At 38.9% G+C, this 14,527-nt stretch carries 8 protein-coding genes; 2 read left to right on the plus strand and 6 right to left on the minus strand.

Annotation, left to right across the window (positions count from 1 at the left end):
• Positions 1-5 precede the first annotated feature (5 nt).
• The 5 genes from DRZ93_RS02140 to DRZ93_RS02160 form a co-directional block, all read right to left on the minus strand.
• A complete protein-coding gene (locus DRZ93_RS02140) occupies positions 6-1,889 on the minus strand; it encodes a coiled-coil domain-containing protein (protein WP_113745703.1) in 1,884 nt (627 codons plus the stop codon).
• Positions 1,882-5,481 (minus strand): AAA domain-containing protein, encoded by a 3,600-nt coding sequence (locus tag DRZ93_RS02145; protein ID WP_113745704.1) that lies wholly within the window; start codon positions 5,479-5,481, stop codon positions 1,882-1,884. The genes DRZ93_RS02140 and DRZ93_RS02145 overlap by 8 nt, the downstream gene beginning before the upstream one ends.
• 386 nt (positions 5,482-5,867) lie before the next feature.
• The gene (gene upp / locus DRZ93_RS02150; RefSeq protein ID WP_218564237.1) at positions 5,868-6,590 is read right to left on the minus strand and encodes a uracil phosphoribosyltransferase; all 723 of its coding nucleotides are present in this window, start codon (positions 6,588-6,590) and stop codon (positions 5,868-5,870) included.
• Between the two features lie 106 nt (positions 6,591-6,696).
• Positions 6,697-10,449: a DEAD/DEAH box helicase gene (locus DRZ93_RS02155; protein ID WP_113745706.1), complete on the minus strand. Its 3,753-nt coding sequence runs from the start codon at positions 10,447-10,449 to the stop codon at positions 6,697-6,699.
• Between the two features lie 83 nt (positions 10,450-10,532).
• Positions 10,533-11,348, minus strand: coding sequence for a MerR family transcriptional regulator (locus tag DRZ93_RS02160; protein ID WP_113745707.1), 816 nt, complete (start codon positions 11,346-11,348; stop codon positions 10,533-10,535).
• Between the two features lie 117 nt (positions 11,349-11,465).
• Here DRZ93_RS02160 and DRZ93_RS02165 point away from each other — a divergent pair, with 117 nt between their 5' ends.
• The gene (locus DRZ93_RS02165; RefSeq protein WP_113745708.1) at positions 11,466-12,656 is read left to right on the plus strand and encodes an MFS transporter; all 1,191 of its coding nucleotides are present in this window, start codon (positions 11,466-11,468) and stop codon (positions 12,654-12,656) included.
• Between the two features lie 69 nt (positions 12,657-12,725).
• The gene (locus tag DRZ93_RS02170) at positions 12,726-13,871 is read left to right on the plus strand and encodes an HNH endonuclease domain-containing protein (RefSeq protein ID WP_113745709.1); all 1,146 of its coding nucleotides are present in this window, start codon (positions 12,726-12,728) and stop codon (positions 13,869-13,871) included.
• Here DRZ93_RS02170 and DRZ93_RS02175 read toward each other — a convergent pair.
• Positions 13,868-14,395, minus strand: coding sequence for a macro domain-containing protein (locus DRZ93_RS02175; RefSeq protein WP_113745094.1), 528 nt, complete (start codon positions 14,393-14,395; stop codon positions 13,868-13,870). The genes DRZ93_RS02170 and DRZ93_RS02175 overlap by 4 nt on opposite strands.
• Positions 14,396-14,527: the final 132 nt, after the last annotated feature.

A 14,527-nucleotide genomic window follows, 5' to 3' on the forward strand; every position in this document is an offset into this window, starting at 1 on the left:
GTAAATTATTCGTTAGCGTCTGATGTTTTATTAACATTATCTAAAATAGCCTGCAGTGCTGACAGCTCCTGCTTGATACCGTCTATATCAGCATTTAAATTAGATGATGAAATCGTAGATGAAATATCTTTTATCTGATTGGCCATATCTTTAAGATGCAGCAGATCTGAAGATAAGTCTTTAAGACTTTGTGAAATAGCCTTTATATCTGCCTGTCCTTTATTAACGTTATCAGCAAGATCATTTACACTCTTGCTGCTACCCTGAGCCAGTCCTGTCAGATTGCTCAAAGTGCCATCTAATGCCGCAATTTTTTTACTATTGCTCTCAACACTCGTTAAAAGACTGCCTAAAGACTTGTCTAAGGCATCTGAGTTCTTAATACTTGTATCGACACGGGTCATCATAGTGTTCAAAGCAGTATCAAAAGAGCCTAAAGAGGCTGCATTGCTATTGATCCTGTTATCAAGGGCATCTATGGTCTTTATGACATCTGTAATGCTTTGTGTAACCTTGGAGCTTAGAGCTTCAACCTTTTCTAAGGTTTGGCCTATCTCATCAAGCCCCTTGATGGCTTTGGCATAATTGTCTGATGATGTGCCAAGATCCTTGTTGATAGCTGTAAGGCTCTGCTGCATGGTGGACATGCTAACCTGTACTGCATTAATATTTACAGATGTATCTTTAAGATCTGTGTTAAAGGTATTTAATGTACTCTGCAGTGTGTTCCTGTGATTTTGAACATCCTTGGCAAATGCATCAATACTGCCCTTAAGCTCACCCTGAATAGTCTGAACATTGCCTTTAAGATCACTGTTGATAGCCTTGACACTGCCGGTCAAATCGTTTTTAAGAGTATTTACACTGGTGCTAAAATCATTTTTAAGAGTAGCTACACTGCCATCTAAATTGCTTTTAATAGCTAAAACTCCGTCTTCTACTGTAGTTTTAATAGAAGCCACACCGCCTTCTAAGGTATTTGTAACAGAATCTACACTGCCTTTTATATTCTTGGCTGAGTTTAGAATATTGTTATGCTCGTTTTGAATGCCTTCTCTGATTTTAGCTACCTGACCTTCTAAGCTGCCTATGGTCTGAATAAAATCTTTGGTTGTATTTACACCTTTATCTATGGTCTCAGAGCTACCCTCCAGCGCAACTGCACTGTTCTGCAGGCTTGAGGCTGCACTTTGCAAAGTAGATGCATAATTCTCATATGAAGAGACCAGAGCATTCATCTTTTCTTTTAACTGATTTGCCACCTCATCCTGGGTAAGAAGCTCTTTTAACTTCTCCTTTCTTGCTGCTATCTGGGTCTCAAGACCTGAACTTTCATTCTTTAAGTTGTTATTGCGACGCAGCAGCTCTTCATTTTCTTTATAAATCTCAACATTGCTGTCTTTGACAATTCTGGCAGCGGCATTATCTACAATAAGCTTCTGATATTGAGTATTAAGTGTAGATACCTTGGCTACAAGATCATTATAGTTGTCCTGCTTGGCCTTATACTCGGCAATAAAGGCCTCGGCCTCCTTCTTATCCTTAAGAAGATTTTCATTTTCCTTTACTAAAGAGCTGTTTTCATGCTTAAGATCTTTATTTATAAAGGTTAATGATTTCTGCTCTCTTTGCAGCTCGATGATTTCCTGCTTCAGAGCCAGTGATTTTTCCAGTGTTTCATGATATGTCTGCAGGGTATTGTTAATCTTATATCGCTCACCTGCCTGCCATACTATATAGGCACAGGAGCCTATAAAGCAGACAAATAAAGTCGTTATAAGCAGTACAAATTTTGAAGAGCCTGTCTTATAGGAAACAAAACCTCTAGGAGCGGGTTTAATAATGCGGTCAGCGGCATTACTGTCTTTATCACCGTTCATATCAATCATCTTCAATCAGCTCCTTATATCTATCAATAATTTGTTCAACACAGGATTGTACATTGGAATTAATCTCGGAATTTCTAAACTCCATAACCTCAAGAGGTGAGGATGGTGAATACCGTATGGCATTTTTACGGCTTATGTCATAGTCAATTGAGTCACTGCCGCTATTGACATAGTGCTGTGCACCATTGCACTCAATAGCAATGCCTATAACACCACTGAAAGCTAAACCGCCTGTATGCTCCTTGAGCAAAGTATTGTCTATAAGAGCTATATCCACACGATATGTTTTAGCAGCAGATGCAACTGCATACTGCGTTTTTAACACGCATCTGTCAGAGAGGTTCTGTGTATCAAGAGCTGTTTTCAAGGCTCTGAATAAAAGCCCCTCCTCCAGCGTGTCAATAAATCTGTTATCAATAAGCTCATCTATGCCAGGCTCATCAAGTTTGAGTCTGTTTTTTCTTATCTGATCTGATGCCTGCACCAGGGCTCTTATATAGCTGTAATAGGAGTTAGCGGCCTGCTCTTTGCTGCCTACAACAAAGACATAGTCACGGGCGCGTGATATGGCAACATTGATAAGATGAGGATCTGCTACAAATTTATTGTTACCCTTAAGACACAGGCTAAATATAATAGTATCTCGCTCCTGTCCCTGAAATGAGTGTACAGTAGATGTATATAAATACTGAGGCTCTATGTGCCTTAGATATTGATCCTGTAAAATAAGATTCTTTATATACTCAACCTGACTGACAAAAGGAGCTATGACACCCACAGTTCCTTTATAACGCCTGTTATCTGCAAAAAAGCCTCTTAAAAGCTCAATGATGGCCTCAGCCTCTTTTTTAAAGACATTTTTGCCAGAGCCTTTTTCATCATCTAAAGGAGCGTCTATAAAATGTATACCCTTGTCTGCATCAAGCAGATAATCACTGCTGCAGGATCTGTTTATATAGGCAGATCTTAAAGCGCTGTTATAAAAATATTTGGATATATATTCTGTAATCTTTGGCTCTGATCGTCTGTTGTTAAGCAGACTTAATTTTCTTATATGGCTTGGTGAAACTACATAATTCTCAATAAAATCATAGGCCGAGGCTGAGAAGTTGAACATATTGGCATAGTTGGTAATGCCTGTGTGGTTAACTCTGTTCAACAATAATGCTATGAGTTTGTTACTTATACCATTGATTGGCTCTAACTGCTTTGGATCGCCCACCACAGCCACTCTTTTAGCCCGAAAGAGCACAGGTATAATAGAAATAAAATCAAACTGAGATGACTCATCAATAATGATTAAATCAAAGATCTCTGCCTTTAAAGGCACTGATTTGGCAACGGAGAGAATGGATGTGGATACCACAGGAAAATGTCTGAACACCTCCTCTGCCATTTCTTGCTTGAGATCATCTGGATTAAAGCCATTTTTTATCTTGTAAAGATGCGGTGCAAGTCTTGTTGATACATACTCTCTTGTCTTTTCCTTAAAAAAGATGGCAATTGTATCTAAAGACTCAAGCTTAGACTTGTCCTTAAAAGATAATGAGTACAGCCTGTCACGTATTTTATTTATATCAGTTCTGTCTTCTTTGTTTAAGAGCCTGTTCTCAAGCAGTATTGATAATGTGTTTTCTAATTTAGAGCACACAGAAATAAGGTGGTTTAGCTCATCTAAACATTTTTGTACTGCCACAATATCATGCTTTAAAAAATCCTTTTTTAAATCAAGGATAAGCATCTCAAGTCTAAAGATATTTGGCTTTAAGATCCTTATATCTTTAAGGCGTTTTTGACATTTTTGCAGTAAATCTGAAATGGCCTGCTTATTTAGATCAAAGATTCTGCTCTCATCTACAGCAGTTATACTGCTCTCATCTGTCTTTAACATAAGAGATGACAGATGCTCAAATAAAGCCTTTAATTTGGTATCCTGCTTTATAACTATATCTGCCAGCCTTAGCGCTTTATTAGCTTTTCTTATGGCCTGCGGCAGCTGTTCCTTATAAATGTAGAGATACTCACACAGAGCCTTAAAAGAGCTGTTCTGATTATTGTCAGTCTGCTCTCTTATGGTATCAAAACAGTTAAAAACCTTATCTGAAGAGACTGCCGTATTTGAAAAGCCTTTTTTTATCAGTGATGAAAAGCTTAAATCTACACTGTGTTCTTTGCTTTTAAGCTCTGTATTAAACTCTACAGACTGCCCATTTAAATCAAAAACAGCCTTTTGATTAAAAGCACTTATAGCGGCATGATTATACGATGAGATAAGACACCTTTGACCGCGCAGCATACTGTTCATGGCGGCTGTGGCAATGGTATAGGTTTTACCTGTACCAGGAGGTCCCTGCAGCAAAGTTATTTTATTATTTAAAAATGATTTGACGGCCTGTACCTGATACTCATCAAGTTTAAATTCATCATTAAGACAATAGCACAGACTTGACTGTTCTTTGACAAAGGCATTGATACCTGATGTGCTGTCAGTCTCCTGATGCCTGGCGGTATTATTATGTGCACCTTTGACAATTGCCTTATCAATGAGTGCAGATGATTCATACAACACATCAAGACAGCTTGAAGGCAGCTTTTGCTGCAGTGCAAGCTGTGCAATTTCTCTTATCTCTCTTGCACACTGTGATGTTGCTGTATTTTTAATCTGACCTACAAGGCATGAATTATATATCTCACTGCCTTTATTGTGTTTAATATGACCTATCTGCGAGAGCTTTTTAAAATCAAAATCATTTTTATAGGCAAAGTAATTATAAAAATAGTGCTTGAACAGTCTTAAAGATTCAGTTACAGGATCGCTGCTTGTAGATATTTTTCTTTTAAATTCAGCAAGAAAATTGCTTAATACAACATAAGCACTGCCATAGGTATCTTTTTTGCCTGGTGGAAAGATTTCATTTATCTTCTCAAGAAAATAATTATTTATAAAAGGGGTGGTTAGATCATCCACCTGTCCTCTATAGGTATTTACCTCACCTCTTACTGTTTCAATATCCTTGATATTAAAATAAAAAACAGGAACTAATGTAATATCTGAGCTCTTGCTATCCTCGCTGTCTTTACTACCTGAAGATACAAATTTAATAACAGGAAAACCTATAATATAGCGCGAGTTAAGAAGAATCTGCTTATTGTCAAAGCTTCTGAATTTTACAGAGAAGCTGTCTGCATCATGATAAGAGAACTCAGCTGATTTTAAAAGCAGATGCTGACTGCCATTTATAAGAAATTCAAGGTTTGCGTGCGATCTTTCATAGGCATCGGCCAGTATCTCTAAAAAGGTGCCAAAAGAGCACTGATCAAGCATAGAGCTGTCAGATCTGTTATGCTCCTGCCTATTAAAGTACCTTAATTTATAGGTCTGAGTTGTATAGTATTTAAGACCTGATGATGGAGACTGAACAATAAAGCCTTCCTGTAACAGGGAAACTATACAGTCACTTATCTGATCTGACCTTATAATGCCCTTATCTACCAGGCTGAACATGGCTTTATCTATATAAAATGAATCTGTATAGGTATTAAGGTATTCTTTAACCTCTTTAAGCTCTTTGATATTATTCAAACCAGTCATAAAAAATAATTATAGTTATAAAATCAGGTAATAGTCGAGCTTAATTCTGTACAGCAGTCTTTAGTTTTTATACAGAGACGTTTACATGGTGTTTATAAAATAGTAATAAAACGTAAACTATTCTATTACCATGTATATAAATTACAAACTAAGCAGACATATAATAGCACTAAAAAAGTTAATGTCTATTTTTTAAGTCACATTTTTTATAACAATATAATCTATTCAGGGACGGTAATTGATTTTAAATAAGAGGATGCCTCAGAGCTGATACTAAAAAGTTATTAGAAAAAAGAGTTATGCCGAACATAATTTAATGTTCTCTTCCCTTTTTATATGGCTGCCAGATACGGCAGCCTTGCGATAAGAGACTTTAATAAATATCTTTAATCAAGTTTGGCGCCAAAGGCCAGATCGCCTGCATCTCCAATACCTGGCACAATATAACTGTGGGCATCAAGAGATGGATCTACAGTGGCAACAAAGAGATCGCTTACCTTATCCCCAAGAGTTTTATTGATATAATCAAGAGCCTGCTCAGATGCCACAATGGAGCAGATAATCACCCTTTTTGGCTTGCTCTTGCTTAAAATAGCATTGTAGGCAACTTCCATAGAGCTGCCTGTGGCCAGCATTGGATCACATAAAATTACAGTCTTGTCATCAAGCTCAGGTAAAACCAGGTATTCAACATGAATGGTAAAATTATTGGCATCGCGATACTTTCTATAGGCTGAGACAAAGCAGTTTTCAGCTCTGTCAAAGACTGAGAGCACACCATTGTGCAATGGCAGACCGGCACGCAGAATAGATGCCACAACCAGCTTTTCATCAATAAGATTGACCTCTTTAACGCCAAGAGGTGTGGTTACAGACTGTTTTGAATAGGATAAGGTCTGACTTATTTCATATGAGAGCATCTGTCCTATACGTTCAATATTGTTTCTAAAGCGCATAGGATCGTTTTGTATATTTATATCACGCAGCTCGCTGGTAAAATAGTTGATTACTGTATTTTTATCCTCAAGATTGTGAATACGCATAGGCTCTCCAAAGACATGACCATAGATTTGTGACAGACACATGATAAATTTTATTAATTCTATCACAAAAATCTACAGTCTTTACATTTACTTTGTTATACAAAGAGCATGATGGCAAGGTGCTGTTTAGCGCACTGCGCATGCTCTTTGTCAGCCTTATACAGACAGCCTATCACTCTACTGAAAAGAGCTCTTTTAACTGACGGTTTGAAAGGTCGCCAATCCAGTTTTCCCCTGCGTTTACCGTAAGCTCTGTCAACTCCTTTTTGCTTTGTATTATCTCATTAATCTTCTCTTCAAAGGTATTGGTACAGATTAAACGATACACATTGACATTGTGCTTTTGACCTATTCTGTATGCTCTGTCTGTTGCCTGATTTTCAACTGCAGGATTCCACCATAAATCATAATGGATTACGTTGGTGGCAGCTGTAAGATTCAAACCGGTACCGGCAGCACGCAGTGAGAGAATAAGGATCTTTTTGGATCTGTCATTTTGAAAAGTATCAACAATTCTGCTCTTTTCCTTCTGCCCAAGACCTCCGTGATAAAAATCAACATCCATATTGTAGCGTTTATGGCACCAGTACTTTAACAGCTCACCCATTTTAGTAAACTGCGTAAAAATAATGGCTTTCTGCCCTGCATCAATCATCTCATCTAAAAGAGCAAACAGACTCTCGCTCTTGCCTGTATCCTGCGGATCTATCATTGCAGGATCAAAATCCTTATCATCAAGCTCAAAAGTCTGAGGGCAATTGCAGATCTGTTTTAAAGATATAATCATCTCAAGCACCAATGCCAGACGATTGACCTCATCACTCTCAAGTCTGTGCAGAGCCGAGTTAACCTTGCTCTGATACAGTGCCGCCTGACTTTTAGATAATGAACAATACTGATTAGTTGAGATTTTCTCAGGCAGATCATCAATAATGCTCTTGTCACTCTTTAGACGGCGCATTACAAAAGGAGCAGTTATTCGTCTAAACTTGTCTACAGCTGAGGCATCACGATGTTTTTCAATAGGATTGGCATAATCACGCTTAAAATCAGACTCGCTGCCCAGAAGTCCAGGATTTACAAAGTCCATTATTGACCAGTACTCAGCAAGACGGTTTTCAACCGGTGTTCCTGACATGGCAATGCGACAGTCAGCATTTATCTTCTTGATTTTCTTGAAGTTTGCTGTTTTTGAATTTTTAATGGCCTGAGCCTCATCTATAATGCACAGCCTGAAATTAACCTTGGCAAACTCTTTGTCAGCAGCACGCGTCATAACACCATAGGTGGTCAATACCACATGGCAGTTGGTATCAAGAGACTTTTTAGTACCATAAAAGACTTTAAAGTTAAGCTTTGGGGCAAATTTTTGCATTTCACGCTGCCAGTTTACAAGCAGTGATGATGGCACCACAATGAGAGCTGGATTGGTATCAAAACCCCCACACTCCCTTATTTTATCTAAAGTGGCAATAACCTGCAGAGTCTTGCCAAGACCCATATCATCGGCAATAATGGAGCCTATTGAGGCCTGAGTGTTTTTATAAAGCCAGGAAAAACCTCTTTTTTGATATTCACGCAAACTTGCCTGCAATGTGGAAGAGGCATCTGTCATTTTCTCTTTAAAAATAGTCTCTATAGCCTTTTGCATACTGTCAGTTAAAACAACAGTACTGCCCTCATACTCACCTGACAGAGCGGCTGCTATAAGAGCTATTGGCTTTGGATTGTCCCTGTTCTCCTCAAAGCGTTTTTTAAGGCGTGAGAGCTCTGTAGGATCCACATTGATAAAGTTCTCTTTATAACGCACCACACGATATTTAGAGGCCATGAGACTTTCAAAATCATCCTGACTTATCTGACTGTCACCTATTGATAAATTAAAATCAAAGGACAAAAGACTTGCCAGATTGAGCATAGATGCCGAGTCAAAATCAAAATCGCCAACATCAAGCTGCAAGGAGCTTTGTGGCTTTAAAAGATGCTTTAGAGATTTTGGTACCACCATTGAGATACCTAAAAGCTTAAGAGCAGGCAGCGCATCAACTAACAGCGCCGCAAGAGTTTCAATACTGACTAAGGACTGATAATCAGTGCTTTTTAACACATCAGAAAGATTTGGTGCAATAGATTCAAGTCTGGCAATGGTTCTTAAACAGGCAAAACGTATATCATCATAAAAACTGTCATCTAATATATCCTTTAGATGGACAAAGCCGTTAGCCCCATCGCTTCTTTTGGTTTTAAAGCCAATATCAATAACAATATCAGCACTTTCTTTTATACCATCTGGCAAAGAGCTCTTAGCGTCACTCTCATCTGCATCATCTACAACCTCTGTGTAGCTGTCATACACATCCTCTCTTTCATCATAGTTTGCAAAGTATGGAAGATTAGAGCGCTTTACAATAAGATCAGATCGTATCTGTCTGCTCTTTTTATCTAAAAGATCGGTTAAAACAATAACAGGAGAAACCTCAAGCTCCTTTATAAATAAAGGCTGCAGCCAGGACTCAAGACGCAGTTTTATACCAGATGAGGCTGGTGTTTCTTCTATATCTATGATCCTGCCTTCAAACAGAGCCTCAAGCTCAAAAGCATCATTTTCCTTTTTTTGATGTCTGTAGGCGTCACTTATAATACTTTGTATAAATACTGACAGAATAATAAGTCCTGCCTGATAGGCATCAAGAACAAAGTCCTCTGTTCTGTCAATTTTTAAAATATTTTTGCCAATTCCTGTGATACTGCTGCCTACATTTAATACCAGCTCTTTGATGTCATGATTTAAAATGGCAGGTATCCAGCGTATACGATACAGACCGTCAATACACTCATACATCTGCGGCATCACAGCCTTGGCTCCTACAAGCTTTAGAGCTATGTGCCATATATAATATAAAGACTCAAGCTCCTCTGTGGCATTTTCAAGATCGCGTGTACTTATAAAGCCTGAGAAAAGATGATAAACAGGCAGACTCTTTGCGTCTGTATTATCATCGCAAAGAGTATAGATCTCTTTGGCGCCACTGCCCTTTGACGGATATATACATAAAGATACAGGAGATACTGCATACTCACCTAAGGAGTTGACCCTGATAAAAGGTTTCTTGTCTGTGCACTTTGAGAGTGAGACCAGATCTCTGTCAACCTTGCTTGATAAAAGAGCATGACTTAGCTTTACAGCCTTTTTAAGAACATCAGAGCAGATATCTCTTAAAGAGCCCTGTGTAAAGCCTGGCGGTGTATCGGTTAAAAGCTTTAAAATACCGTTTTCAAACTGATTTACTGCGCTTAAACTCAGCTCTCTTAACTTTTTAGTGTCATGACAGGCGTAAGCTTCAGATGGCTGTAAAAAAGACATCCATGAAGGTATTTCGCTCTGTTTGACCTCATCAAAGACAAAATTGCGCTGCTTGAGCTTTTCAAGAATATCAATGCCATGCAGCTCAAATAGAATAAAAGGATTGGCATCAATCTCTTTGCTGACAATATAAATAACGGCTGCAATATGTTTGCATGGTACTGCAAAATCAGGACAGGAGCATTTTAAGCTAAAATCGCGCCAGGATTTGGGAAAAATATTTATACCAAATTTATCGGCCAGAGTAGCCACCTGTGGATCAAGCTGCCTTGTGGCAAGTTTTGATAAAATCAAAGGCGATGAGGCTATTGCATCAATAAATTTATCTACACACTCCCCCTCAACTCTGTTGAGCTGTATTTTTACAGAGTAAAAAGGATCATAATTGCCCCTGACTCTGGCTTTAATCAGGCCTTTGGCAGTATCTATAGAAAAGTTATAGACTTTATCAGTGTTGGCATAACTCTTGCCTCGCGGTATACGGTTTTGATGATCTATTCCACTAAGGGCATTGAGCCACTGCTGCCCCCACCATGTAGTTCCATAACTGTTGCGAGCCATGATACAATCCTATGTTTAAACGTAAAATGTAATGCATCTATACTAGATAAATGATAGGTGATTGTCTAGAGCAAAGATGCTGACTAGACCTTTATCTCATAGCGCAAAAGATAGCTGTTATCACTCATAGGCTGCAGATAAAAGGCATCATAGTAGGTAAAAATATCAGACTGTATCTTAAAGCCCTGCTCTTTAAGACTTTGAATAAAGGACAGCGTATAGCGCACATGCCCCTCGTCTGTATCATGATGAAAGATACAGGCATAATGCCCCTTAGCTCTACGTTTTAGCTCAAAACACTCAGGCACACTGTCTTTTGAGCCCATAGCCCTGCACAAAAAGCCCTTGTAGATAACAGATCCTTTAGCTGCGGCGCTTTTCTTTATAAGCGTGCCTACAGGCTGATACTCAAAGTATGAGCTAAGCCTGCTGTCCTTTAAATACTGCGATAAAAAATTAACCGTCTCTTTGGTGCTGGCTATAACACTGTGCTGTTTTTGAATAAAGCCATAGCTTATGGCCTCATAATCTTTAAAAAACAGTCTGTCACAACCCTGATCTTTATAATCTGTAGCCACACACTGCAGCGACTCTAGCATCAAGATCTTGGCATCTATCTCATCTCTTTGCCTTTTGAGAGACACTAGGGCCGTAGCCATAATGTTGTCAGAGAGCTCCTTGCTCTCAAGCTGTCCTTTAACCTGTGACAGATCGTATCCGGCCCCTTTTAGCACTCTAATATAGTCAAAGCGGTAATACTGCTCAAGAGCATAATATCTATAGCCGCTTTTTGAGATAAAGGCAGGCTTTAAAAGATTGTGCCTGTCATAGTACAAAAGCGTATCCTTGGTGGTGCCGCACAGCGAGGCAAAATCACTGATTTTAATTAAATTGGGCATAATTAAAAATTTTTAAGATTTAATCATTGATATTTAATATATTTTTATAATTGACTCTTGTCCTTGACAGTAGTTTATACTCCATATCCACTTTGTGTTCAAGAATATGGGGTTAAAATGTCATTACATGAGCTAAAAATCAAAAAACTTTCTCTGGCATATTTTTTCTTACTGCCAGGTCTTAGCTATGGAATTTTAACTTCACGTATGCCCTCCTTAAAAGGACAGATAGAGGCCCTGGACAGCGATATTGGCTTTTTACTTTTGTCTTTTGGCCTCTCTGGCGTGCTCTCACTGTCCATGGCCTCATTTATCATACGTATCTTCAGCGCCACATCTATTTTAAAACTTGCCGTCTTTCTCTTTATTGCAGGAGACTGTGCCTTGGGTCTGTGTCAAAACATGCTGCAGGCTGTTATCTGTATGATAACCATAGGCTTTGCCTTTGGCATTATTGATGTGTGTATCAATATCCTGGGTATTAGGCTTGAGAGCACCTATCAGGTCTCATGTATGGGCTTTTTGCACGGTGCCTACGCCATAGGCGGTTTGGGTGGTGCACTTTTAGGATCATTATGTGCAGCCTTTAATCTCAATCTTTTTATAAACTATACAGCTATCTTCTTTATCTACAGTATTTTCACCTTTACAGCCTTCTCCCACCTTATAACTAAAACCAAGGAGCAGCCAGAGACTAAAAACAAAGATAAGAACAAAGCCAGAATATGGGCCAGTCTGCCTCTGTTTATCATCTGCCTTGGTCTTTTAAACGGCATTTCCTACGCTATTGAAGGCTCTATGGCCGAATGGGGATCTATTTTGCTGCATGAGGAAAAAGGCGCCAGTCAGTCACTCTCAGCCCTGCTTTATGCTGCCATGTGCCTGTCTTTGACCATGACCCGTCTTGTCATAGACAGAATAAGATCAAAGGTATCTGACTATAAAATCCTGCTCACAGCTGCCTGTATTGTGGCAGTCACCACACTTGCAGGACTGCATGCCACCAATCCTTATCTGTGCCTACTGCTCTTTTGCCTCATGGGTATAGGAGCCGCTCCTGTAAGTCCTATTCTTTTTTCAAAGGCAGGTGCGCAAAAAACTCTTAATGCAGAAAGCGCCACTTCCATTGTAGCTGCCATATCCTATTCAGGCCTGCTCTTCTTTCCGCCGTTTATTGGCTTTATGGCGCAGATGTATACACTGCAGATAGCTTTACATATAGTTATTATCTTTGCACTTATCATTGGCGCAGGCTCATTTTTAATCAGACATGTGGACATAAAAAACAGCATTGTCAGAAAATATTAAACTCTCTTCTTTGTTAATCACTGCTTTTATACTATGCTAAAGGCAGTGATATATAAGATGAGATAAGTTATGTATAAGATGCAGCTGCCAGAGAGCAAAACTATTGAAACATCAAAAATTGCCGGCATCTTTTTAAATGTAACCAACAGCTATAAATACTATTTTTTTATAGCTATACTTTATATTCTGCAAAAAAGAGCCTGCAGCGATCAGACTTTAGCTCTTAAAGGCTGCAAAATTGAGGCAAAAGAGATTGCATCTACCATGTTAGGCCTCGCCTGGCATGCTAAAACTGTATATAACCTAAACTTTGGCACGCAGGATACACTATCTGCCAAAATTGATATCTTAAAAGGCACGCTTGATATCAAAGAGCATTTAAGCTCTCAAGCTGTTATTGAACAGATCCGTGGCAGCAAAGATCTGCCTGCTATAAAAAAGCTTTTAAAAGATCTTTTAAAGTACGTGCCTGTAAAGTTTCTCTCACCATGGACTGGCTCTAGAAAAGATACAGGCCCAGAAAATCTTGAGATCGGCCGTCTATCCTGCAGCCCCATAATCAATGCCCCATACAGACTTAATTTAAATGACGGCGGCACAATCTGTCTTTCTATTGAGCTTTATGCGCACTATTGTGAGTATTTTTTAACAAATTATCCAATTTTAATGGATTTTAGCTATTACAATCTGGCGCAGTATCTGCAAAGATTAAATCTGTGCACCCCAAATCTGCTGCAGAAAATCATCTATCAGAAAGATAGAGACTCTATGACAGCTCAAAGAGACATATTTACAAGATTTATGCAGTATCATAAGTCACTGCAGTGCATCTATACGCAAAAAATTATTGATATCAATAACTTTGCCCTTGATCATTTTATGCCATGGTCCTTTGTGGCCCACAATCAAATCTGGAATCTTATCCCTGTTGAGCAGAGTATAAACAGCATCAAATCCAATCGTATACCCAACCTCGATCTCTATCTTAAAGACTTTGCAAAAGTGCATCATGCCTTGATTAAAGATTTTGAAGATCATAAATTCAAAGGTCTCAATACAGCCAATCTTGAGACCATGAAATCATATAATACCTTAGGCTACAGCTCAAAAGAGCTGTCTTTAATGGATGACAGGAGCTTTTATGACACCATGCTCTCTGTCATGAAGCCCCTGTCAGTGCAGGCTTTGTACTCAGGCTTTAATTTATTTGGCTAAAGAGTAAACTCATCGCCGCGATTAAGCGCAAGATAGCTGTCATACTCCTCCTGCCTAAAACAGCACAGATAAATCTCAAGATTTGCATCCTTATGCTCTGCGGCCCATTTTTCAAGAGAGTTTATGACAACATCTGCCGCCTTGTTTAAAGGATAGGAGTACACACCTGTTGAAATACATGGAAAGGCTATGGAGCTGCAGCTGTTGGCAAGAGCCAGATTTAAGGCACTGCTGTAACATGAGCCTAAAAGCTGTGGATCAGATGTTCGGCCTGAATAGACAGGACCTACAGCATGAATTATATATTTTGCCGTCTTTATATTGTAGGCTTTGGTGATTTTAGCCGATCCTGTTTCACAGCCGCCTAAAGCAGAGCATGCCTTTAGTAAATCAGGACCTGCCATGTTATGAATGGCACCATCCACGCCGCCACCGCCTAAAAGTGATGTATTGGCAGCATTGACAATAGCATCACACTTGGTTAACACCACACTCTGTTTGAGAATATGTACATTACAGGTCATAGGCGCCTCCTTTTTAGACACAGCTACAACATAGCACAGTAGATCTTTTATGTATATGTAGGATATACGCAAAGTCTGATAATATTTTTTTAAGCTTTGGCACACTTTTTTCATAAATGGAGTCATTAGTAT

The sequence above is a fragment of the Anaerobiospirillum thomasii genome, assembly GCF_900445255.1.
Classification (GTDB): domain Bacteria; phylum Pseudomonadota; class Gammaproteobacteria; order Enterobacterales; family Succinivibrionaceae; genus Anaerobiospirillum_A; species Anaerobiospirillum_A thomasii.